The organism is Micromonospora sp. NPDC006431 (assembly GCF_042870725.1).
Classification (GTDB): Bacteria; Actinomycetota; Actinomycetes; order Mycobacteriales; family Micromonosporaceae; genus Micromonospora.
This window is the reverse complement of sequence record NZ_JBIAHQ010000018.1, coordinates 53,491-76,928: the sequence shown is the minus strand read 5'-3', so window position 1 is coordinate 76,928 and position 23,438 is coordinate 53,491. Positions and strand designations below refer to the sequence as shown.

At 73.2% G+C, this 23,438-nt stretch carries 13 protein-coding genes; 1 reads left to right on the top strand and 12 read right to left on the bottom strand.

The genetic code is table 11. The features are described 5' to 3' along the window. Window positions 1-22: 22 nt before the first annotated feature. From rhaI to ACFYM6_RS26265, 6 genes are all read right to left on the bottom strand, one after another. On the bottom strand, window positions 23-1,204 hold the full coding sequence (gene rhaI, locus ACFYM6_RS26290) for an L-rhamnose isomerase (protein WP_387279667.1): 1,182 nt from the start codon (window positions 1,202-1,204) through the stop codon (window positions 23-25). After that, entirely contained in the window at window positions 1,201-1,554 is a 354-nt protein-coding gene (locus ACFYM6_RS26285) for an L-rhamnose mutarotase (RefSeq protein ID WP_387279665.1), read from the bottom strand. The genes rhaI and ACFYM6_RS26285 overlap by 4 nt, the downstream gene beginning before the upstream one ends. Before the next feature lie 65 nt (window positions 1,555-1,619). Then, complete coding sequence (rhaS, locus tag ACFYM6_RS26280) at window positions 1,620-2,702, bottom strand: rhamnose ABC transporter substrate-binding protein (protein WP_073838427.1); 1,083 nt, start codon at window positions 2,700-2,702, stop codon at window positions 1,620-1,622. Window positions 2,703-2,737: 35 nt separating this feature from the next. Continuing rightward, a complete protein-coding gene (locus ACFYM6_RS26275) occupies window positions 2,738-3,799 on the bottom strand; it encodes an ABC transporter permease (protein ID WP_387279663.1) in 1,062 nt (353 codons plus the stop codon). Continuing rightward, window positions 3,789-4,850 carry an ABC transporter permease gene (locus ACFYM6_RS26270; RefSeq protein ID WP_387279661.1) on the bottom strand — a complete coding sequence of 354 codons (1,062 nt, stop codon included), beginning with the start codon at window positions 4,848-4,850 and terminating at the stop codon, window positions 3,789-3,791. The genes ACFYM6_RS26275 and ACFYM6_RS26270 overlap by 11 nt, the downstream gene beginning before the upstream one ends. 76 nt (window positions 4,851-4,926) lie before the next feature. Further along, the gene (locus ACFYM6_RS26265; RefSeq protein WP_387279659.1) at window positions 4,927-6,450 is read right to left on the bottom strand and encodes a sugar ABC transporter ATP-binding protein; all 1,524 of its coding nucleotides are present in this window, start codon (window positions 6,448-6,450) and stop codon (window positions 4,927-4,929) included. A gap of 324 nt (window positions 6,451-6,774) precedes the next feature. Between ACFYM6_RS26265 and ACFYM6_RS26260 the strand changes: the two genes are divergently transcribed. Further along, window positions 6,775-7,803, top strand: a complete 1,029-nt coding sequence (locus tag ACFYM6_RS26260) for a LacI family DNA-binding transcriptional regulator (protein ID WP_387279657.1) — start codon at window positions 6,775-6,777, stop codon at window positions 7,801-7,803. 140 nt (window positions 7,804-7,943) lie between these two features. On the opposite strand, the gene ACFYM6_RS26255 is transcribed toward ACFYM6_RS26260, so the two are convergent. The 6 genes from ACFYM6_RS26255 to ACFYM6_RS26230 all read right to left on the bottom strand — a co-directional run bounded on the left by ACFYM6_RS26255 (window position 7,944) and on the right by ACFYM6_RS26230 (window position 23,417). Continuing rightward, entirely contained in the window at window positions 7,944-11,792 is a 3,849-nt protein-coding gene (locus ACFYM6_RS26255; RefSeq protein ID WP_387279655.1) for a family 78 glycoside hydrolase catalytic domain, read from the bottom strand. 21 nt (window positions 11,793-11,813) lie between these two features. Next, complete coding sequence (locus ACFYM6_RS26250) at window positions 11,814-16,472, bottom strand: family 78 glycoside hydrolase catalytic domain (protein ID WP_387279653.1); 4,659 nt, start codon at window positions 16,470-16,472, stop codon at window positions 11,814-11,816. A 77-nt stretch (window positions 16,473-16,549) separates the two neighbouring features. Continuing rightward, window positions 16,550-19,357: a family 78 glycoside hydrolase catalytic domain gene (locus tag ACFYM6_RS26245; protein ID WP_387279651.1), complete on the bottom strand. Its 2,808-nt coding sequence runs from the start codon at window positions 19,355-19,357 to the stop codon at window positions 16,550-16,552. Window positions 19,358-19,626: 269 nt separating this feature from the next. Continuing rightward, window positions 19,627-21,237 (bottom strand): flavin monoamine oxidase family protein, encoded by a 1,611-nt coding sequence (locus ACFYM6_RS26240; protein ID WP_387279649.1) that lies wholly within the window; start codon window positions 21,235-21,237, stop codon window positions 19,627-19,629. A gap of 121 nt (window positions 21,238-21,358) precedes the next feature. Next, window positions 21,359-22,336, bottom strand: coding sequence for an SIS domain-containing protein (locus ACFYM6_RS26235; RefSeq protein WP_387279647.1), 978 nt, complete (start codon window positions 22,334-22,336; stop codon window positions 21,359-21,361). 13 nt (window positions 22,337-22,349) lie between these two features. Then, on the bottom strand, window positions 22,350-23,417 hold the full coding sequence (locus ACFYM6_RS26230) for a hypothetical protein (protein WP_387279645.1): 1,068 nt from the start codon (window positions 23,415-23,417) through the stop codon (window positions 22,350-22,352). Window positions 23,418-23,438 lie beyond the last annotated feature (21 nt).

The following is a 23,438-nucleotide window of genomic DNA, read 5'->3' as shown; positions in this document are numbered from 1 at the left end:
CTGTCTGCGTTCTCGGTGGTGGTCAGGCGCCCCAGCCGGCCTGCTGGCCGCCGACGCGTTCGGCGCGGATCTTGTCGAAGTAGCCGGAGCGGGCGTACGCGGCCATCGGATCGGGGTCCAGGCCCAGCTCGGCGCGCAGCTCGGCGAGCAGCGGCCGCACGTCGGTGTGGTAGGCGTCCATCAGCACCGCGTTGGCGCCGAGCACGTCACCGGCCTGCTGCGCGGCGGCCAGCGCGGCGGCGTCGACGAGCAGCGCCTTGGCGGTGGCCTCCTGCACGTTCAGCACGGAGCGGATGATCGCGGGGATCTTCGGCTCGATGTTGTGACACTGGTCGAGCATGAACGCGATCCCGGCCTCCGGGCCCAGCGCGTCGCCGCGGACGATCTCGTACATGATGCGGAACAGCTGGAACGGGTCCGCGGCGCCGACCATCAGGTCGTCGTCGGCGTAGAAGCGGGAGTTGAAGTCGAACGCCCCCAGCTTCCCGGCCCGGAGCAGGAACGCCACGATGAACTCGATGTTGGTGCCGGGCGCGTGGTGCCCGGTGTCGATGACGACCTGCGCCTTCGGCCCGAGTTCGAGGCAGTGCGCGTACGCGGTACCCCAGTCCGGCACGTCGGTGGCGTAGAAGGCCGGCTCGAACAGCTTGTACTCCAGCAGCAGCCGCTGGTGGTCGCCGAGCCGGTCGTACGTCTCGCGCAGCGCGGCGGCGAGCCGGTCCTGCCGGGCGCGGATGTCGTCCTGCCCGGGGTAGTTGGTGCCGTCGGAGAACCAGAGCTTGAGGTCGCGGGAGCCGGTGCGGTCCATGATGTCCACGCACTCGAGCAGGTGGTCGATCGCCTTGCGGCGCACGCCCGGGTCCGGGTTGGTGACGCTGCCGAGCTTGTAGTCGTTGTCCTGGAACACGTTGGCGTTGATCGCGCCGAGGGCGACGCCCTGGTCGGCGGCGTACTTCGCCAGGTCGGCGTAGTCGTCGACCCGGTCCCACGGGATGTGCAGGGCGACCGTGGGCGCCACCCCGGTGAGCCGGTGCACCACCGCCGCGTCGGCAATCTTCTCGTACGGGTTGCGCGGCACGCCCTCCTGCGGGAAGACCTTGAACCGGGTGCCGGAGTTCGCGTACGCCCAGGACGGGGTCTCGATGCGCTGGATGCGCAGGGCCTGCTTGACCCGGTCGTGGGTCTGCGCGTCGGACTGGGTCATCGTGACTCTCCCGTCTGGGCGGCGAGCTGCGCCTCGAGGTTGAAGACCTCGGCCAGCGGCCGCATGGCCCGGTCGGCCGTGCCCTGGTCGAGGTCGAGGAAGTAGGACGCCATCTCCGCCTGCCAGCGGGCGTTGACGTCACGGGCCTGCATGGCGGCCTGGGCCGCCGCGAAGTCGTCGGTCACCAGGAACCCCACGAGCAGGCCGTCCTCGCGCAGGAACAGCGAATAGTCGTGCCAGCCGCTGTCGGCCAGGGCGGCGAGCATCTCCGGCCAGACCCGCTCGTGCCGGGCGCGGTACTCGTCGAGACGGGCCGGGTCGACCTGCAGGGTGAAGCAGATGCGGGGCATGGTTCTCCCGTCGGGCGCCCCCGGGGCGGTGCCGGCGCGACCGGCGCCGGCACCGCCAGGGCGGGTCAGAACTGGAACTGGTCGATGTTGTTCTTGTCGAACACGGTGGGCGGGCCGAGGACGACCACCCCGTCCTTGCCGACGGTGAACTCGCCGAGCTTGCCGGCCTTGAACTTGTCGCCCTCGGCGCCGGTGATCTGGCCCGAGGCGAGGGCCGCGCCGGCGTACGCGGCGAGGTAGCCGAGGTCGGCAGGGTTCCACAGGGCGAACCCGTCGACCGTGCCGTCCTTGACGTACTCGCGCATCTGGTTCGGGGTGCCCAGGCCGGTCAGCTTGACCTTGCCCTTGTACTGCGACCCGCTGAGGTAGCGGGCGGCGGCGGCCACGCCGACCGTGGTCGGCGAGATGATGCCCTTCAGGTTGGGGTAGGACTGCAGCAGGCCCTGGGTCTCCTGGAAGGACTTCTGGTCGTCGTCGTTGCCGTAGGCCACGGTGACCAGCTTGAGCTTGCTGTACTCGGGCTTCTTCAGCTCCTCCTTCATCAGCGCGATCCAGGCGTTCTGGTTGGTCGCGTTGGCGGTGGCGGACAGGATGGCGATCTCGCCCGCGCCGCCGATCTGCTCGGAGATGAGCTTGACCTGGTTCTCCGCGATGCCCTCGGCGGTCACCTGGTTGACGAAGATCTGGCGGCACTCCGGCTTGGTGTCGGAGTCGAAGGTGACGATCTTGGCGCCGGCCGCCTTCGCCTGGTTCAGCGCGCCGCAGATCGCGTTGGGGTCGTTGGCCGAGGTGACGATCACGTCCATGCCCTGCTGCGACAGGGTGTTGATGTAGCTGACCTGGGACGAGGCGCTGGCCTCGGAGGGGCCGACCTCCTTGTACTCGCCCTTGATCTCGGTGATCGCCTCCTTGCCACCGTTGTCGCTGGTGGTGAAGTAGGGGTTGTTCACCTGCTTCGGCAGGAAGGCGATCTTGAGCCCTTCCTTGAGCTTGGCGTCCGGGTTGGCGGCGCCGCTGGCCTGCGCGCCGCCGCCGGTGTCGTTGCCGGAGTTCTCCCGGGTGGTGCCGCCACAGGCGGCGGAGCCGAGCAGCAGCGCGGCGAGGGTGACGGCGGTGGCCCCGACGCGGAGCCGTCTGTACGTGGACATCGTTATCCTTCCAGGGAGGTGGGGTGCGGAGACGGTCACGACGCGGTGAGGTGCGCGCGTTGCCGTCGGCGGTGCAGCCGGGCGCGGAGTTCCGCGACGGCGTTGGGCAGTACCACGGAGACGATCAGCAGGGTTCCGGTGACGATGGTCAGCGCGTTGGCGTCCACGTCGGCGAGCTGCAGGGCGTTGCGCAGGACCCCGAGGAGCAGGACACCGGCCACCACGCCGAGCAGCCCGCCGCGGCCGCCGAAGATGGACACCCCGCCGAGCAGCACCGCGGTCACCACGGTCAGCTCCAGGCCGGTGGCGTTGTCGCCGCGGGCGCTGGCGTAGCGCAGGGTCCAGAAGACCCCGGCCAGCCCGCAGACCGCGCCGGAGACCACGAACAGCCAGAACTTGGTCCGGGCCACCGACACGCCGGCGAACGTGGCGGCCTCGTCGTTGTTGCCCATGGCGTACAGCGCCCGGCCGACCGGGGTGGCGTGCAGCACGACGCCGAACACCAGCGCCAGCAGCAGCACCGGGACGACCGCGGCCGGGATCGACGTGCCGGGGATGGTCTGCACCACGGCGGCGGTCCAGCTGGCCGGGAAGTCGGCCACCGCCTGGTCGCCGAGCACGACGAAGGACAGTCCCCGGTACAGGGCGAGGGTGCCGATGGTCACGGCCAGCGACGGCAGGCCGAACCCGGTGACGAACAGGCCGTTGACCGCGCCGAGCGCGGCGCCGAGCAGCACCACCAGCACGCAGATCAGCTCCAGCGACAGCCCGCTGGACAGCCACAGCTGCCCCATCAGCGTGCTGCCCAGGCCGACCATGCTGGCCACCGACAGGTCGATCTCGCCGGTGATGACGATCAGCGTCATGGGCAGCGCGAGCAGGGCCAGCGGCACCAGGTCGAGCAGCAGGAACTGGGCGTTGCGGCCGGTGGCGAAGTTCGGCACCGACAGGCCGGCCAGCAGTACGGCCACCGCCAGGGCGGCCACGATCGCCGCGTCCCAGGAACCGAGCGTGCCGCGCAGGCCCGCCAGGCGGCCCGCCTCCCGCTCGGTGTCCGCGGCGGACGGCGGTGCGGCGTACAGGCTGTCATGCGCCATGGGCGCTTCTCCCTCGGAGCCGGGCCGCCATCCGGAGGGCCAGGAGCCGGTCCAGGCCGATGGCGGCGAGGATGAGCGCGCCGACCACGGCCTGCTGCCAGAACGGGTCGATGCGCAGGACGGCCAGCGAGCTGCCGATCGTGGTGAGCAGGACGGCGCCGAGCGCGGCGCCGTAGGCGCTGCCGCTGCCGCCGAAGATGGCCACCCCGCCGACCACCGCGGCGGCGACGACCTGCAGTTCCAGGCCGGTGCCAGCGGCCGCGTCGAGGGTGCCGAACCGGGCGGCGTAGAGCACCCCGGCGAGGCCGGCGAGCGCGCCGTTGGCGACGAAGACGGCGAAGACGCGCCGGCCGACCGGGATACCGGACAGCCGGGCGGCGGCCGGCTCGGAGCCGATGGCGTACAGCTCGCGGCCGCTGCGGTAGGAGCGCAGGTAGAAGCCGACGGCGGCGACCACGATGAGCGCGACCAGGAAGAGCACGGGTACGCCGAGCACCGTCTGGTTGCCCAGCCGCAGGAACGAGCGCGGCATGTCGGCGGCGTTGATCTGCCGGCCCGCCGCCCAGTAGTAGTCGACGCCACGGAAGGCGTAGAGGGTGCCGAGGGTGATGACCAGGGCCGGGACCTTGGCCACCGCGATCAGGCCGCCGTTGACCACTCCGCAGACCGCGCCGAGGGCGACGCCGAGCAGGAGCGCGACCGGCCAGGGGGTGCCGGGCGCGGCGAGGAAGAGCTCGCCGGTGGCGAAGGCGACCAGCCCCAGGATCGATCCGACGGACAGGTCGACGTTGCGGGTGACGATGACCACGGTCTGGCCGACCGCGAGGATGACCAGGATGGCGCAGCCGAGCAGCAGGTCCTTGACGCTCTGGCCGCTGAGGAACCGGTCGTTGCGGACGGTGGTGACCAGGATCAGCGCGCCGAGGGCGAGCAGCAGGCTCAGTTCGCGTACGGCGAGCAGCCGCTCGGTGAGGCCGCCCCGCCGCCGGCCGGGGCCGGGTGGCGGGTTCTCCGCCGCCTGCGTAGGTGCCCCTGCGTCGGTGAGGCTCATGCCGGCACTCCGCTTCGCTCCGTGCCGTCATGAGGCACCACGGCACTGTGCTGATGATTCGTTCGCTGACGCTCACTCATGCGGCAGCTCCTTGGCCGGTGGCGGCGAACATCACGGAGGTCTCGTCGGCCTCGGCCCGGGGCAGCTCGCGGACCACCCGTCCCTCGTGCATGACCAGCACCCGGTCGGCCATGCCGAGCACCTCGGGCAGCTCGCTGCTGATCATCAGGATGGCCAGCCCTTCGCCGGCCAGTTCGGACAGCAGCCGGTGGACCTCGGCCTTGGTGCCGACGTCGATGCCGCGGGTGGGTTCGTCGATGATCAGGATGCGGGGTTCGGTGGCGAGCCACTTGGCGAGCACCACCTTCTGCTGGTTGCCGCCGGAGAGGGTGGCCACCGGCGCGGCGAGGCGGGAGGCCTTGACCTGCAGCCGACGGGTCCAGCTGCGGGCCTCGGCCCGCTCGGCGCCACCGAGGAGCAGGCCCAGCCGGCTCAGCGCCCGGCGGCGGGCGAGGGTGGCGTTGCGCTCCACCGACAGCTCCATGACCAGGCCCTGCTGGCGGCGGTCCTCGGGCACCAGGGCCATGCCGGCGGCGATCGCCCTGCCCGGGTTGCCGGGCGGGAGGGCTCGGCCGGCCACGCGTACCTCACCGGCGTCGTAGCGGTCGACGCCGAAGACGGCGCGGGCGACCTCGCTGCGTCCGGCGCCGACCAGCCCGGCCAGGGCGACGATCTCGCCGCCGCGAACCGAGAAGGACACATCGGAGAAGACGCCGGCCCGGCTGAGCCCGCGCACCTCCAGCAGGGTGTCGCGCAGCGGCGCGTCCTGTTTCGGGTAGAGCGAGGACACCTCGCGGCCGACCATGCGCCGCACCACCTCGTCGACGGTGAGGTCGGCGGCCCGGTCGCTGGATACCCACGCGCCGTCGCGCAGCACGGTGATCCGCTGGCACAGGTCGAAGACCTCGTCGAAGCGGTGCGAGATGAACAGCACGGCGGCGCCGCGCTCGCACAGCGACCGGGCGACGCCGAAGAGGCGTTCCACCTCGACGCCGGAGAGCGCGGCGGTGGGCTCGTCCATGACCAGGATGCGGGCGTCGAAGGAGAGCGCCTTGGCGATCTCGACGAGCTGCTGGTCGGCGATGGACAGCCCGCGCGCGGGGCGGGCGGGGTCGATCCGGACACCGAGGCGCTCGAACAGCCGCTCGGCGTCCCGGTTCATCGCCCGGGTGTCGATGCGCCGCAGACCCCGCAGCGGTTGCCGGCCCATGAAGATGTTCTCCGCGACCGACAGGTCCGGGAACAGGGTCGGCTCCTGGTAGATGACCGCGATGCCGGCGGCGCGGGCGTCGGCGGGGCCGCGCAGCTGCAGCGGTCGGCCGTCGAGGGTCATCCGGCCGGCGTCCGGGGCGTGCGCTCCGGCGAGGGTCTTGACCAGGGTGGACTTGCCGGCCCCGTTCTCCCCGACCAGGGCGTGGGCCTCTCCGGGGTGCAGCGCCAGGTGCACCCCCCGCAGGGCGGCGACGGCCCCGAAGGACTTCGTCACGCCGTCCAGTTCCAGCAGCGGAGCGCTCTCCGCGCCCGGTGCGCCGGGGCTCATCCGATCCCCTCCTGAATCGTTTCACGCTTTGTTGCATGGACGGTAGGGGTCGACATTCGGGACCGTCAAGGGTTTCCCGTCGATTTCTAGACTGTTGCCAGCGGCGCGACTACGCCGCGCGGCAACACGTCCCAGGCCTGCGAAGAAGGCACACCGGCCGGCTCAGCCGACTGGATGAAACGTTTTAGACGCTATAGACTCCCCGTCGTCGCCCGGTCGGCCCGTTCCGGCCGGCACGCCCCGTACGGCCGCGGCAGCACCGCGACCCTGCCCGCACCCGAGAGCGGGCCGCAACCACCCACCGCACCGATCGTCAGGGGAGCCATGGCAGCGGCGAACATCAAGGAGGTGGCCCGGCACGCCGGCGTCTCCCTCGGCACGGTGAGCAACGTGCTCAACCGACCCGACACGGTCGCCCCGGCCACCCGGCAGCGGGTGCTCGACGCCATCACCGAACTCGGCTACGTCCGCAACGACTCCGCCCGCCAACTGCGCGCCGGGCACAGCCGGACCGTCGCCATCGTCGTGCTGGACGTGGCGAACCCGTTCTTCACCGACGTGGTGCGCGGCGCCGAACAGGTCGTCGAGGACGCCGGCGCGATGCTCGTCGTCTGCAACAGCGGCGAGGACAGCGCCCGGGAACGCCGGCACCTGGAACTGCTGGAGGAGCAGCGGGTCCGCGGGGTGCTCATCACCCCGGTCGGCCACGGCCCCCAACCCAACCTGGACAAGCTCATCGACCGGGGCATCCCGGTGGTGCTCGTCGACCGCGGCTCCGGCCGGGCCAGCCGCTGCTCGGTGGCCGTTGACGACGTGCTCGGCGGCCGGCTGGCCATGGACCACCTGCTGGACCAGGGCCACCGGCGCATCGCATACCTCGGCGGCCCGTTCTCCATCGCTCAGGTCGCCGAACGGCACGCCGGGGCCGCGGCCGCGCTGGAGGAACGCGGCGGCGCCGAGCTGCGGGTGGCGACCACCACCAGCCTGACCGTCGCCGCCGGGCGGCGCGCCGCCGAGGACCTGCTGGCCCTGCCGGCCCGGCAGCGGCCCACCGCGGTGTTCTGCGCCAACGACCTGATCGCGCTGGGCGTGCTGCAGGAGGTGACCGAGCGCGGCCTGCGGGTGCCCGCCGACGTGGCCATCGTCGGCTACGACGACATCGAGTTCGCCGGCGCGGCGGCGGTGCCGCTGTCGTCGGTGCGTCAACCCCGCGAGCAGCTCGGCCGCACGGCGGCCCAGCTGCTGCTGGAGGAGGCGCGGTCCGGCGAGACGCACCGGCACCGGCACGTGGTGTTCCAGCCGGAGCTGGTCGTCCGCCGCTCCAGCGAGCAGCCCCGGCGTACCCGGCGCTGACCTCGGGCCCGCGCAGGCGTCGCCGGCGAATGGTCGCCCGCCCGCCTGGCCTTGGGGGCGGCCAGGATCGCGTGCCGCGACGGCCACAGCGCGACGGCGCCGGCCCGCGCTCCCCCGCGCGGCCGGCGCCGTCGCCGTCCTCAGCCAGTCGGCGCGGAACTGCTGACGAACCGCCAGGTACCCGCGCCCACCGTGTGCACCAGGTAACCGTCCGCCATCCGGCGGGCGGTCACCAGCCCACCCGGTGACGCCTCCACGTCCTCGGCCCGCGCCGCGGGCACATGCACCTCGGCGGTGGCGCCGACCGGCACCTGCACGGTCAGCTCGAACCCGCCGTCCTGGCGTCGCCAGGCCGACGACGCCCGGCCGCGGACCGTGTCCACCGCCGCCGATGCGGCGGACACCTCGGCCCGGGCGTCCGGCCGGACCACCATGCGCGCCCAGCCGTCGGCGACCGGCCGCAGGCCGGCCACGTGCTCGTAGAGCCACTGCACGACGGTGCCGTGGAAGTAGTGCTGGCGCGAGCGGGTCGACGTCGGCCACATCTCCCACATGGTGTCGGCGCCGTTGTCCACCCAGTAGCCCCAGCTCGGGTAGGTCCGCTGCCGGGCCACCCGGGCCGCCACGTCGGCGTGGCCGTGCTCGGTCAGCACCGGCAGCAGGACGCTGGTGCCGAGGCAGCCGGTGTTGAGGTGCCAGCCCCGCTCCCGGATGTCGGCGACCAGGTTGTCCACCACCTTCCCGACCAGGTCGTCGGGCACCAGCCCGAACGCCAGCGGCACCGCGTTGGAGGTCTGCCGGTAGCCGGGATCGCGGTCGGTGCGGTACAGCCCGCGCGTCCGGTCCAGGAACGTCTCGTTCAGCCGGTCCCGCAGCCCGGCGGCCGCCGTCCGGAACCGGGCCGCCGGCCCGTCCTGCCCGGTCAGCTCACCGACCTCGGCCGTGGCCACCAGCGCCCGGTGCAGGTACGCGGTCGCGGTGAGCCGGGTGTCCTCGGGCGGGTTGCCGCCGGTGCCGGGCGACAGGTAGTCCCCGAGCGCGGTCACGGCCAGGCCGTCGCGCAGCCGCCCCAGCTCCCAGTCCAGATAGTCGACCACCGGCTGCCAGTGCTGGCGCAGCAGCCGGTCGTCGCCGTACCAGCGGTGCATCTCGCGCAGCAGGAACGGGTAGACCGTCGTCCACTCCGGCGCCGGGGCGAGCTCCTGGTAGCCCCAGCCGCCGCTGGGCACGATCACCGGCACCTGCCCGGAGGTGACCTGGCTGTCGCGCAGGTCGCCGAGCCACTTGGTGAAGAACCGGGACAGGTCGAGCAGGCCCGCCATGGTGGGCGCGGCCACCTGCGCGTCACCGGTCCAGCCGTTCTTCTCGTACATCGGGGTGTCGGTGGGGATGCCGTGCAGGTTGTTGCGCACCGTGCGGCGCATCATCCGTTCGAACTGCTCGAACAGCGGTTCGCTGCACCGGAACTCGCCGACGTCCCGGACGTCGGAGTGCACCACCCGCATGGTGACCGTGTCGGTGGTGGCCGCGCCGGGCAGGCCGTCGAGCTGCACATAGCGGAAGCCCTTGTACGAGAACTGCGGCTCCCACACCTCCTCGCCGCCGCCCCGGGCGACGTACTCGTCCTGCTGGAAGCGAGCGCTCTGCACGTTGCCGTTGGACGCCTCGACGGTGCCGTCGGCGCGTAGCTTCTCGCCGTACAGGATGCGGATCGTGGTGCCGGCCGGGGCGGTGGCGCGCAGCCGGACCCAGCCGGCGGTGGTCCGGCCGAAGTCGGCCACCCAGACACCGGCGCGCGGCGAGCTGAGGGCGACCGGGGCGACGGACTCGACCACCCGGATGGGCTCGTGCTCCTGGGCGCGCAGCGTGCCGGCCGGGGCGTCCAGAGCGCTCGCCCGGGCCCACCCGGCGTCGTCGAATCCGGCCGTCGACCAGCCCGCCGGCTCCTGCCGGGCGTCGTAGGTCTCCCCCGCGAACAGCGAGTTGGACAGGGTGGGGCCGGCGGTGATCCGCCAGGCGTCATCGCTGACGATCTCGGTGCGCGACCCGTCCGGGTGTTCCACGACGAGACGGGCGAGCAGCCGGGGCTCGCCGTGCCAGGGTGGCTGGTGCCAGCGCCACACGTTGCGGGTGGTCATGCCGTAGAAGCCGCGGCCCAGCTCGGCGCCGAGGACGTTCTGCCCCTCGGCCAGCAGGTCGGTGACGTCGTGCGTCACGTACAGGACGGTGTCGTCGTAGTCGGTGAACCCCGGGTCCAGCACCGCGGTGCCGACCCGCTTCCCGTTGACGTGCAGCACCTGGTAGGCGAGGCCGCTGGCGTACAGCCGGGCGCGGGTCACCGGCTTGGTCAGCCGGAACGCGCGCCGCAGCAGCGGGGCGGGCCGCTCCTCCACCGGCGGCTCGATGCCACTGCCCCACGGTCCCTGCCCGTACGGAGCAAGCACGACCACCGGCGACCAGGCCGAGTCGTCGTGGCCCGGCTGCTCCCAGCCGGACTCGACGGTGCCGGTGGTCCGCCAGCCGGCGTTGGTGACCAGCACCAGCTCCCGGCTGTCGGCGGTGCGTACGACGAGCTTCACGATGAGGCCACCGGGGTTGACCGACGCACCCGCCCGGTTGGTGGCGATCGCGGCCAGCACCAGGTCGCCGCCGACGGCCTGGCGGGCCAGCTCGGTGACGTCCGCGACCCGGGCGGTGCGCCAGCCGTCGGTCTGCTGGGGCGCCGACAGGGTGAGCCGACCGGCCAGGTACGCGGTGAAATCGTCGTCGGCGCTCATGATCAGCCGGGCGGAGGCGACGTCGAGCCCCGCGGGCAGGGCCAGCCGGCCGCGGAACCAGCGCGGGCCGACGGGCGCGTTGTTCACCGTCGCGCCCGGCCCCCACACCCAGGAGGCGCCGGCGAGGTCCAGGGACCGGGGCTGGGGCACGGTGACGCTGCCGCCCCACGGCCCCTGCCCGTAGGGGGCGAGCACGGCCACGCCGGCCCAGCCGGCGTCGTCGTACCCGGCCTCCTGCCAGCCCGGCCGTTCGGTGTCCGAACTGCGCCAGGAGCCGTCGGTGACCAGCACGAGCCGCTGCCCGGCGGCGGTCACCAGCACCAGCTTGGCCAGCAGGCCGGCCGGGTTCACCGACGGGCCGGGCCGGTTCGTGGCCACCGCGGCCAGGGTGAGCGTGCGGCCGACGGCCGCGCGGGCCAGTTCGGTGACGTCGGCGAACTCGGCGCTCTTCCAGCCGTCGGCCTGCTGCGGGGCGTGCAGCACCTGGCGCCCGTCGAGGTAGGCGGTGTAGTCGTCGTCGGCGGTGACGACGAGGTGCGCGGCGGCGATCTCGACCCCGGCGGGCACCGCGAGCCGGCCCCGGAACCAGCGGGTACCGGCCGGCGCGTTGCTCGAGCTGGCCCCGGGCGACCAGATCCACGACGCCCCAGCGAAGTCGAGCGGTGCCTGCGCGACGTCCGGCTGCGCGCCGACCCAGCGGGCCGCGCCGAAGCCCTCGTCCAGCAGGCCGGTCTCGAACCAGGTCGGCGTGCTCCACCCGGTCTCCCGGCCGGCGCCGTCCCACAGCCGCACCGTCCAGTGGTAGCGGGTGCCCGGGGCCAGGGGCGGACCGGCGTACGGCACGCCGACCGACCGCGCCGAGGTCACCCGGCCCGAGTCCCAGACGTCGGCCGCGTCCGGGGTGAGCCGGTCGGCGCGGCTGGCCACCAGCACCTGGTACGCGCTCTGCGTGGCACCGTGGCCGGGGGCGGTGCCGGTCCAGGAGAAGCGGGGCTGGGCGACGTCGGTGCCGAGAAGTTGGTCGGCGTACTCGGTGCGGGGGCGGCCGACCGAGAGCGGGCCGGCACCAACCCCGGGGGGCGGTGCGGCCGCCGCCGGCTCGGCGATGCCCGCGCCGAGCGCGACGGCTCCCGCGCCGGCGACGCCCCAGCCGAGCAGGGATCGGCGGCTGAGTTCGGTCCCCTGTGGCGGGACCGGTGGTGTCTGGGCCATGGGTGTCTCCTCGATGTCGGGTCAGGACGGCGAGCCGGCGGGCAGGGGTGCCGACCAGACGTCGGCGATCGACGGGTCGTAGCCGTCACCGGTGTCCCGGAACCGCACCCGCACCACCCCGTCGCGGGTCGCGTCCGGCAGGTCGACGACGAACTGGTAGCTGACCGTGCCGGCCCCGCCCGCGGTGCGCCGCCAGGAGCGGGCGTGCGCCACCACCCCGTCGACGACGATCTCGTAGTCCTTCAGCTGCGCCTGGTCGTACGTCTCGACGGCCCGCAGCACGAACGGTTCGCCGGGTGCGACGGCGAGGTCGAACTCGAACCAACCGTCGGGGTAGCTGACGTTGGTGTAGCGGCGGGTCAACCCGGCCTCGGTGTTGGTGCCCGAGTGGGTCGAGGCGGTCAGGCGGTGCGCCTGCTCGGAGGCCGCGTCGCCGAGGTCGACGTGGTCGTACGCGCCGGCCGGCGGGTTGGTGAACCGGACCGGGACCGCGAGGGTGCGCCGTTCGGCGTCCGTGCCGCCGGTGGCCATGGTGAGCTCCGCCGGCCCTTCCGTCACCGTCACCGGTGCGGTGACGACGGTCGAAACGGTGGTCTCCGCGCCGGGTGCGAGGTCGTACCGGGCGGTCGGCGACGCCACCCGCCAGCCGTCGGGCGCCGTAGTGGTGAGCTGCCCGGTCACCGGCACGGCGGCCCGGTTGCGCAGCACGGCACCGACGGTGGTCGCGGCGCCGGGAGCCACGGCGGTGGGGGTGGCGGACGCCGACTCGATGACCACGGCCGGCGCAGTGGTGATCGTGCCCGCGACGGGCAGGGTGGCGGCGCCACCCTGGAGGCGGTAGCTGGCCGAACCGTCGACGACCACGTCGGCCGGCGACTGGCCGGCGGGGATGCGCAGGTCGTAGCGGTGGCTGACGGTGGCGCCGGGGGCGACGGTGGTGGGCCGGTCGCCGACCGGTGTCACCGTCCACCCGGCGGGAACGCGCAGGTCGGAGGTCACCCCGGTCATCGGTGCGGTGCCGCCGTTGGCGACCACGACGCTGGCCCGGACGACGTCGCCCGGCAGCCGCTCACCCACCGGCAGATCCAGCTTGACCACCGCGCCGACCAGGGCCGACGACGCCGCGGAGAGCCGCTGGTCGACCCGGGTGAGCAGGGTGGTGAACCGGTCGGCGTGGGCCGCGGCGACGCGGCCGACGCCGACCTGGGTACGCAGCCACCGGTTCAGGTCGGCGGCGGTGGCCAGGGCGTGGTGCACCTCGCCGGCGGCGGCAGCATTGTCGCCGACCAGGTACGCGGTCCGCGCCGCGGTCGTCTCGTCGGCGAGCTTCCGCAGCTGGGCCCGCAGGTGCGCGGCCACCGGTCGGCCCAGGTCGTCGGCGAGCTCGTCGGTCAGCGCCGACAGCGCCTGCACCGCGTCGGCGGTTTCGCCCAGGTCGCCCAGCACCCGGTCGACGCCGAAGGAGTAGGCGCCGGAACCGATCTCGTAGACGGCGGTCCCGCCGTCCATCCGGACGAACCGCACGCTGTCGGCCTGGTCCGCCGGCCGGCCGCCCTCGGTCACCGCGTGCCGCCCGGGTGCCGGGATGCGCACGGTCGCGGTGGTGTTCGCCGGGACGGTGACGCGTAGCCGCAGGTCGCCGCGGGCGTCGAGGTTCCAGTCGCTGCCGATCACGCCCTGCGCGGAGCGGTACGACGCCCGGGCCGAGGTGAGGCCGCCTCCCGGCTGGGGCGCGAAGGTGAGGTGGGTGTAGCCGGGATTGCCGGAGTCGGGCTGGATGCCGGCGACGGTCCGGTACATCCAGTCGCCGACGGCGCCGTAGGCGTAGTGGTTGAACGAGTTCATCGACACGTCGCCGAAGCTGCCGTCCGGCATGATCGAGTTCCAGCGCTCCCAGACCGTGGTCGCGCCCTTGGCGATCTCGTAGCCCCACGACGGGTAGGTGTCGTTGAGCAGCAGCCGGTAGGCGACGTCGAGGTGCCCGGTGTCGCTCAGCGCCGGCAGCAGGTCCGGGGTGCCGAGGAAGCCGGTGGACAGGTGCCAGTTGTGGCGGCGGACGTTGTCGACCAGCCGGTCGGCGGCCTTGCCACGCAGCGGCTCGGGCAGCAGGTCCATGCCGATGGCCAGCACGTACCCGGTCTGGCTGTCGCCCTGGACGGTGCCGTCGGCCGAAACGTACGCGTCGACGAAGGCCTTGCCGATGTCCTTGGCCAGCGCCGCGTAACCGGCCGCGTCGGCGTCCCGGCCGATGGCCGCGGCCATCTCCCCGAGCAGCCGGACGCTGTACGCGTAGTACGCGGTGCCGATGACGCCGGCGGGCGTCGGGTCGTCGAGGTTGAGCCAGTCGAGGTACGGGCCGGCGTTGGTGCGCCGGTTGCCGGAGCTGGTGCTCTGCAGCCAGGCGGCGTACCGCACCATCGACGCGTAGTGCTCCTCGATCACCCGGGTGTCCCCGTAGCGCTGCCAGAGCGTGTACGGCACCGTGATGCCGGCGTCGGCCCAGCCGGTCGCGCCGTCGCCGCAGCAGGCGCGGGGTGCGACGTCGGGGTACGCCCCGTTGGCGGACTGCGCGTCGCGCAGGTCCTGCAGCCACTTGGTGAGGAACGTCAGGCTTTCCATGTTGAACGTCGCGGTCTCGGCGAAGACGTTGATGTCGCCGGTCCAGCCGAGCCGCTCGTCGCGGGCGGGCGTGTCGGTGGGGATGGACAGGAAGTTGCCGCGCTGCCCCCAGGTGATGTTGCTGTGCAACTGGTTCACCATCGCGTTGGAGGTCTCGAACTCGCTGGTCAGCTCCCCGTCGGTGTGCATGACCAGGCCGGTGACGGTGGAGAGGTCGGGGGTGCCCGGGTAGCCGGTCAGCTCGACGTAGCGGAAGCCGTGGAAGGTGAAGGTGGGTTCGTAGACCTCGGCGCCGCCGCCGCGGAGGGTGTAGTGGTCGGTGGCCCGGGCCGACCGCAGGTTGGCGGTGTAGGCGGTGCCGTCGGGGTTGAGCACCTCGGCGTGCCGGATCCGCACGGTGGTGCCGGCGGAACCGTCGACCTTCAGCCGCACCTTGCCCACCATGTTCTGGCCGAGGTCGAAGATCCAGGTGCCAGGGGCGGGCTGGGTCAGCGCCCGCGCCGGCAGCTCCTGCGCGACCCGCACGGGCGGGTCGACCTGGGCGACGATCGGGCCGGTCGCGCCGGGGGCGTCGACGGTGGCGGCCGACCAGCCGGCGTCGTCGAACCCGGGCCGGTCCCAGCCGGCCGGCAGCCGGCGCGCGTCGTACGTCTCGCCGTGGATCAGGTCGCTCAGCAGGAACGGCCCGGGTGTGGCACGCCAGGAGCCGTCGGTACGGACCGTCTCGGTGCGGCCGTCGGTGTAGTCGACGACCAGTTGGGTGCCCAGGTGCGGGCGGGAGCCGTAGTGGTCGGTGCCGAAGGAGGCGATGGTGCCGGAGTACCAGCCGTCGCCGAGCATGGCGCCGAGCGCGTTGTCACCCTGGCGGAGCTGCCGGGTCACGTCGTACGTCTGGTACTGCACCCGCTTGCGGTAGTCGGTCCAGCCGGGTGCCAGCTCGTGGTCGCCGACGCGCTGCCCGTTGAGCGACAGTTGGTAGACGCCGAGCGCGGTGGCGTAGATCCGGGCGCGGGCGACCTCCCCGTCGACCCGGAAGCCGCGGCGCAGCAGCGGATTCGCGTCCAGGGCGGTGAGCATGGCCTCGGTGTTGCCGGTGACCCGCAGCCCGCTCGACGTGGGGGTGCCGCCGCCGAACGGGTTCTCGCCGTCGGTGAGCGCGGCCGCGAAGAGGGTGTCCGCGCCGCTGGTCACGGAGAAGTCGGAGAAGACGCCGGTCTCCGCTCCGTCGGTGCGCAGGCCGACCGAGCCGCCCTGGTGCCGGGTGTCGCGGGTGACGTCGACCTGGGTGCCGTCGACCCAGGTGGTGATGGTGTCGCCGGCCGCCGTGATACGCAGGGTGTGCGGGGCGGTGAGCTTGTCGGGCGGCACGACCGCGCCGAGCGGCACCTCCTTGAGCACCGTCCAGGCGCCGTTGACCCGCACGTGTGGGCGCAGCTTGGCGGTGCCGCCGGTGCTGGAGAACTGCCACATGTAGGCGTTGGTCGGTCCGTGGGCGCGCAGATAGATCCCGGCCGCGTCGCGCTCCAGGCGCACCGTGGTCTGCACGGTGTAGTCGCGCCACGACTCGGTGGGCGGGGGCAGCCCGATCCAGTCGGCCCGCCAGCCCTCGGCGCCCCGCAGGCCGGTCTCCCACGAGGCCGGGGCGCTCCACCCGGAGGCGCGGCCCGCGGTGTCCCACACCCGGACCTGCCAGAGGTAGCGGGTGCGGGGTTGCAGTGCCGGGCCGGTGTACGGGACGAGGGTGCTGCGCCGGGACGTCACGCGCCCGCTGTCCCAGACGTCGGCGTCGTCGAGGCGGGCCCGGCTGGTGGCGACGTGGACCTGGTACGACTCCTGGAGCACGCCCCGGGCGGCGGATTCGATCCGCCAGCCGAGGCGGGGCTGCGCCACGTCGAGCCCGATCGGGTCGGTCGCCCGCTCGGTGGTCAGGCCGGTCACCGTGAGCTGGGGAGCCTCCGGTGCGGCGGCGGCCGGGCCCGCCGACACCACCGCCGGCGTCAGCCCGAGGAGCAGTGCGACGACCGCGGAGAGCACGGGTCGGCGCCGCGTCGTGAGCTTCATGGTCCAAACCCTTCTGTGCGGCGGTCCGCACCGACTTTCGTGGGCGACGTCCGGACCGATGAGCGCCGGACGGGTGATCAGCGGGGCTGGGCGGCCGGGTCGGCGACCGGGTGGAAGCTGGACCGGCCGGAGCCCACCTCGAACACGGCCCGGCCGTTCTCGATCCCGATGAAGGTGGCCTTGCTCGGACCGGCGGCCCGGTAGGACCTGCCCTCGGTGACCGGTAGGGCCACCCGGGCGGTGACGTTGACCGGCACCTCGAGGTCGACCAGCAGGCCGGCGCCGGTGCGCCGCCAGTCGAGGCGCACCGGTCCGCGCTGGGTGGGCACGACGCCGGACGCGTGGTCGAGCCCGACGGCGGGCGGCGCCACGTCCACCACGGCGGCGCCCGGGACGGCGGTGCGGACGCCGAGCAGGGTCTCCTGCACGTCGACCACGGCCTGCGCACCCCAACCGTGGGACTGGCTGAAGTTGGTGCCCGGGTCGAGGGTCCAGGCCTCCCAGGTGAAGCTGCCGCCCTGGGCGAGGATGTTCGCCCAGCCCAGGTCGTCGGGGTTGGTCAGCAGCCGCAGCACCGCGTCGGGGCGGCCGGCGTCGGCGAGCGCGGCCAGCAGCCAGTGTGCGGTCATCGGCCCCTGCTTCATGCCCATGGCCGAGAGGTGGTCGGCGAGCGCCGGCAGGTCGGCCTGCGGGGCCACGCCGTGGGCGATCGCGTACGAGGTGGCGTGCTGGCCGGCGTGGCCGCTCTGCGCGCCGGTGGCCGACAGCCCGTCGACGTAGTTGCCGTCGGCGCGGCGCAGCTTGGCGTTCATCGTCGCGGCGAGGTCGGCGGCCCGGCCGTCGTAGGAGGTGACCTCCGCGGCGGGGCGGCCGAGCGCCTCGGCCATCCGGGCGGTCGTTCGCAGCACGTCGACACCCTGGGCGTTTATGGTGGTGCGGGCGGCGGCGGACATGTCGTACCCGAACCGGCCGGGCTCCGGCCAGTCGACGATGCCGTAGCGGTAGGCGCCGCTGCCGCCGGCCAGTTCGGTGACCAGGCCGGCCGTCGGGCCGGTGGCCGGGATGTGGCGCAGCACGTAGTCGGCGGTGTCCCGGATCGCCGGGTACGCCTCGGCCAGCAGCGCCCGGTCGCCGGTCTCGGTCCAGTACCGCCACACCCAGTCGACGAACATCAGGGAGTAGTCGGGGATGTCCCGCTTGCCGTCCCCGTTGGGGTAGACGGCGTTGTACCGCCCCCGGTCGTTGCCGGTGTTCCAGTAGCGGGCGGCGGAGCGGAGGAACTCGCGGATGGCCTGCTGGGTGGCGTCACGCTCACCGAAGGCACCCATCGTGGCGTAGGAGATGTTGGCGGCGTCGCCGAGGAACTGGCCCTTCTCCCGCGTCGGCGTGTCGACGAACGCCTCCTGCACGGAGTAGAGCGCGGACCGCTTCATCATCGTCCACACCGCGTCGAGGGTGGCGTCCGAGCTGGCGAAGCTGGCCTCCCGGCCGGCGGGGACGTCGCTGTGCACCACCACGGCGGAGATGTCGTCGAGCGCGATCTCCTCACCCGCGTCGGGGATCTCCAGGTAGCGGAAGCCGAGGTGGGTGAAGGCGCGGAACTGCTGCGGGCCGTCCTTCTGCAGGTAGGGGAAGCTCATGTTGGTGCCCTGCGACTGCAGGGTCGACGTGGCGACCCGGCCGGTGTCGGTGAGGGTGTAGCCGGCCCGCACGGTCACGGTGCGACCGGCCACGCCGGCGTCGAACCGTACGGCGGGGCGGGCCGGGATGACCACCCCGAAGTCGGCAACCACCGTGCCGTCATCGGCGGTACGCAGTGCGACCGGAGCGACCGTGGTCTCGGCCAGCCGGGTCTCCTGCCCGATCAGCCGCGGGTACGCCGCGTTCGGGTGCGCGCCGACCACCTCGGCGGCCGTGAACGGCGCGACGCTGTCGTCGTAGCCGGGCCGCGTCCAGCCGGTCACCTCGGCGCGGGCGTCCTGCCGCTCGACCCGGTCGCCCTCGCCGTTGCGGCGCTCGGCGTTCGCGACGAACTGGGTGTCCCGAGCGACCCGCCACGATCCGTCGGTGACGAACACCTCCCGGGTCCCGTCGGCGTGCTCGACCACCAGCTTCATGAGCAGGCCTCGGGCGCCGGCGGGGCGGCCCTGGCCGCTGCCGTACCAGTGGTAGCGCACCCCGATGGCCAGCGGCTCGCCGGCGGTCACCAGGTCGGTGACGTCGGCGGCTTGGTAGTAGTCCTCGCCGGGGTAGCCGAAGGAGGTGCCCCGGTCGGCGCGGATGCCGTTGAGGTAGAGCTCGTAGGTGTGGTCGGCGGCGGTGTAGGAGCGGGCCCGGACCACCGGGCTGACGCTGGGGCGTACCTCGGTGCGGGCCAGGGTGTAGTCGTCGGCCTCGGTGGTGGTGCGGCGGATCCAGGCGGCGCCCTCCCACTGGGTGTCGGAGATGCCGGTCTCGAAGGCGCCGGTGCCGGGCGCGGACTGCTGGTCGGTGCGGTCCCAGGTGCGCACCGACCACTTGTACGCCGCGCCAGCGCGCAGCGCGGGCCCGGCGTAGGGCACGTAGGACTGCTGGTCCGAGGCGACCTTGCCGGAGTCCCACACCAGGTCGCCGCCGGGCTCGCTGACGGTGATCCGGTAGGCCGTCTGCGTCTCCCCCGGGTCGGCGTCCTGTGGCAGCCATCCGAAGCGCGGGGTGCCCTCGACGTTGAGCGGGCCGGTCCGGTCGTCGACTGTCAGCGCGGCCGGTGCGCCCGGGGCGTGACCTCGGGCGGCCGAGGCCGGTGGGGCCCCGGCGACGACCGTGGCGACGGCGGTCGCCGCCGCCAGGGTCAACGCCGTCCGGCGCCTGGCGAGCAGCGGGGATCCGGGAGTCTGAGGTGTCACGCCTGCCTCCGCCCATGAATCGTTTCAGGCAGGCTACGTGCTCGTGTCCCTCCTGTGAAGACATCCACGATGGCCGGATCCGGCCACCCAGCAGGTCCGCGACGCCTCGCGCAAGCCAGTTCCATTGAATCGTTCGCAAGTGCTGGTCGCGGAACTCGCGCGCGCAGATCCGGCTGAGCGGAAGCCGGGCGTGTGGTGCTGCCTCATGCCCGCCGGCGGCACCCCCGTTGAGGCAGCACCGTCACGCGCTGCCGCTGGCGCCCCGTCGACTACGGGCCGGTGACCTCCTTGGCGGCGCGCTCGCCGGACTCGACCGCCCCGTTGAGGTAGCCGAAGTACTCGATCGAGGTGTGCTCCCCGGCGAAGTGGACGTTGCCCTCGCGGGCGGCCTCGATGCCGAAGAAGCGGGTGTACTGGCCCGGCTTGAGGCTCGAGTAGGCGCCCTTCGACCAGGGGTTGAGCGGCCAGGCGTCCCGGTACGCCTTGCCGTTGTAGGCGGCGGTGATGCCCGGGTAGATGGGTTCCAGCTGGGTCAGGAACGACGTGACCTGGGCGGCCGGTGCCGCGCCGAACGGCGCTCCGGTCCACACCTTCGTCTGGCTGCCGCCCGGGAACTCGCACAGCACGCCGGTGGTGGTTGCCTGGTTGACCGCGTCGTCCCAGGCGCACTGGAATCCGGTGACGTTGGTGTAGGTGGCGCCGCCGTAACCCTGCGCCACCCAGGGCCGCCTGGTGAACTGGACGTGGATCTTCGCGTTGCTGCCCAGGTCGAACTCGTTGATCGAGCGCATCTTGACCGTCGAGAACCCGGCCCTGGACAGGTCGCACTCGCGCAGCATGGTGAAGGGCAGGGCGAGGATGACCTTGTCGGAGGTCACGTCGACGTACGTGTTGCCGGCCTGGAAGGTGCAGGTGACCGAGCCGTTGGTGTTCGCCTTGACCGCCACCAGTTTGCGGTCCGGCGTCACGGTGCCGGCCGGCAGCTGGCCGACCATGGCAGTCAGCAGCTGGTCGTTGCCGCCGATGATGGTGTACTTCTCGTCGCCCCCGGTCAGCGGGTTCAGCGAGTTCTGCGAGTTCCAGGCGAGCAGGTAGATGAGGTTGAGCGCGGACTGCTGGTCCGGGTCCATGCCGTACTCAGCGACGACGTTGCTCTGCATGAGCTTGGCGAAGCGGCTGGCGAGGCCACCCGGGATGTTGGCGTCCAGCCACTGGTTGACCGTCTGGTTGTCCAGCGCCAGCCCGGTCGCGGTGTAGCTGTCGTACCGCTGCGGCCACGGCGCCGCCTGCTGTGCCGCCTTGAACGCCTGGTAGACCTGACCCCAGTCGGTGTTCGCCGCGCTGTAGGGGTAGTCCGCTCCGTCGATCCAGTACTTGTCCCCGCCGGGTGGCTGGTTGCCGCCACCCACGTCCCGGAGGCTGAGCCCGAGGCTGTTGGCGAGGTTGCGGATCGTGTTGTGCTCGGTGTTGATGAATGCCCCGCCGTGCTCGACGACGACGCCGCCGTCGAAGAAGTTCCGCAGGGTGTAGCAGCGGCCGCCGATCCGGGAGCTGCCCTCGTAGACGGCGGCCCGGATCCCCTTGACCTTGTAGAGCCAGTGGGCCGCGCGGATGCCGGCGAGACCCGCTCCCACGATGGTCACCGACGGTGGTGCGGCGGGCGCGGCGGCCGCGCTGGCGGGGCGGGGCAGGCCGGCCGCCCCGGCGACGGCGGCGGCCCCGGCGACGGCGGCGCCGCCGAGCAGGTTGCGGCGGGACAGCCCCGCGGCCCGCATCTCGATGACTTCGTCGACCGGGATGCCGGTCCGTTCGGATTCGGCGTGCGCGGCGAGCGTGGCACGCAGGCGGCTGGTGAGTGGTGTTCGACCTCTGGATCTCATGACTGACCTCCGGTCGCGAACGCCTGAGCTGGCGTGCCCGACATTTAAAGCTGGATTCAGTTAGACAGTCAAGAAGTTCATTGGCCTGGAACATGGCAGCCCGTCGGAGCTGATCTCGCTTTCAGGAGTCGGCCCACCACCGGGCGGCCACAAGCTCGGCGACCAGCGTCTCGGTGAGCAGGCGTACGACGGGCTCGTCGTCGCCGCGATAGCGCACCGTCGCTGCGGCGCCGGTCACCTCGGCGCCGACGGCGAGCACCGTGGCCGCCCGCTGCCGCAGCCAGTCCAGCGCCGGCGCGTCGTAGTGGGAGCCGGGAAAGAGCAGGGCGCGGTAGTCGAGGGTCTTGGTGAGGTAGACGTCGACGTGCGACCAGTCCCCCGTCTCGCATCCGTCGGCGGGACGGCGGGGACCCTCGCGGACCATCAACGCCGACTGCATCGCCGACGAGAGCCGCTCGGCCGGCGCGAGGGTGTAGACGCCGTGCGGGCCGTCCAGGACTTCGGCGGCCACGGGCAGCCATTCGTCCCGGCGGGTCAGCAGATCCTCGGTGGCGTCCGCGGCGCGCCGGGCCAGGCCCGCGATGTCCCGCCGGCGGTCGCCCGGGATGTCCCGTTGCCCGGCCAGTCGGGTCACCAGATCCAGCAGCAGCACCAGGGTGTGTTGGAAGCTCCGGCAGGCCACCCCGCCGGCCTCGGCGCCGGCGTGCATCGGGACGACGAGGTCGGCCACCTTCGCCAGCGGCGAGTCCGGCACGTTGGTCAGCGCGACGAGTGGGGCCTCCCCCTGGTAGCGGCTGGTGGCGTCGAGGGTCTCCTGGCTGGTCCCGGTGGCGGAGATGGCGACCACCAGGGTCCGCGGCCCGGGCGGATAGCCGGTGGCGGCCGAGGCGTACTCGGCGACCGCGTCGACACCCGCGGCGCGCAGCCGCAGTGCGGCCATCTCGGCCGCGTAGCGGGAACTGCCCATCCCGAGCAGGAGGACTCGCTCGACCCGGTCGGGCAGCCCGTGCCACGGGTCACCGTCGGTGAGCGTCGCGGCCAGGCGGCGCAGCGACTCCGGCTTGGCTTCCAGGTCGGCCAGGAACAGGCGGGGGTCCACGGTTCTCCTCGGGTCAGTCGTACCAGCTGCGCAGGACGCCCATCGGGGCGTACCGCCAGCGGGGCAGGAAACGGGCGGCGTAGCACAGCTCGCGGCACTCCTGCTCGACCTCGAACGGTCGCAGCAGCCGCTCGTCGAACAGGTGCGCCATGCCGCGCTCATGCAGGGTGCCGAGGTAGGCCGCGAGCAGGTCGTCGACGCCGCGCCGGCACCAGTCGGCGACGGCGGGCCGGTGCCGGCCCTCGGTCCGCCGGCTGGCGATCTGCCCGACGTGCAGCAGGCTCGTGCGCAGCTGCGCCACGTCCCGCGCGGCCGGCTCGGTTAGGGTGCCGCCGGCGGGTGCCGCGAGGGTCGGGTTGCCGTCGAAGTCGGTCACCGCGAGGCCGCCCCGCCAGCGCAGCACCTGTCCCACGTGCAGGTCGCCGTGCGGTTGGATGACGTACGCCCGGTCCACCTCGCGGGACCGCCAGATGTCGGCGGCGAGCCGGGGCACCCGGGCGGTGAACCACCGGGCGTCCTCGTCGTCGGCCGCGGCGACGAGCCGGCGTGCCTCGTCGAGGACGGCCAGGCCGTCGGCCGCCCAGTCCCGGTGGCTGACCGCCACGGGTGCCGGGATGGTGTCGGACGCGGTGGCCAGGGCGCAGTGCAGTTCGGCGGCCAGCGCCCCGAGGTCGCCGGCCAGGTCGGCGGGCGGTCCCCCGTCGAGCTGGTGGAGCAGGGCGTCGACGCACCAGTCCCACCCGTCGGCGGCGTCCGGCAGGAAGCCGGTCACGACCGCCGCCAGGCCGCCGTCCGGCTCGTCCCGGTAGACGGCCGCGTACGGGGTGGGCGTACGGGTGAAGTTTGCGGCCGCCAGGTGGGCGAGCAGGTCGGGAGCCCGGTCGGGCGTCTCAGCGGGGCGCATCCACTTGACCACGACGCGTTCGCCCACCACGACCGAGGTGTTGGTCTGGTCGACGGTGATCAGTCGTTCCCCGAGGGGACCTCGGGCGAGCGGGACGAAGCGACGCACCCGTAGGCCGGTGATCGCGCCTCCGGTGGCGAGGGCCTCGACGAGCGCGGCGGAGGCACCGGGCGGCACTCGGGCGTGTGTTGAATCCAA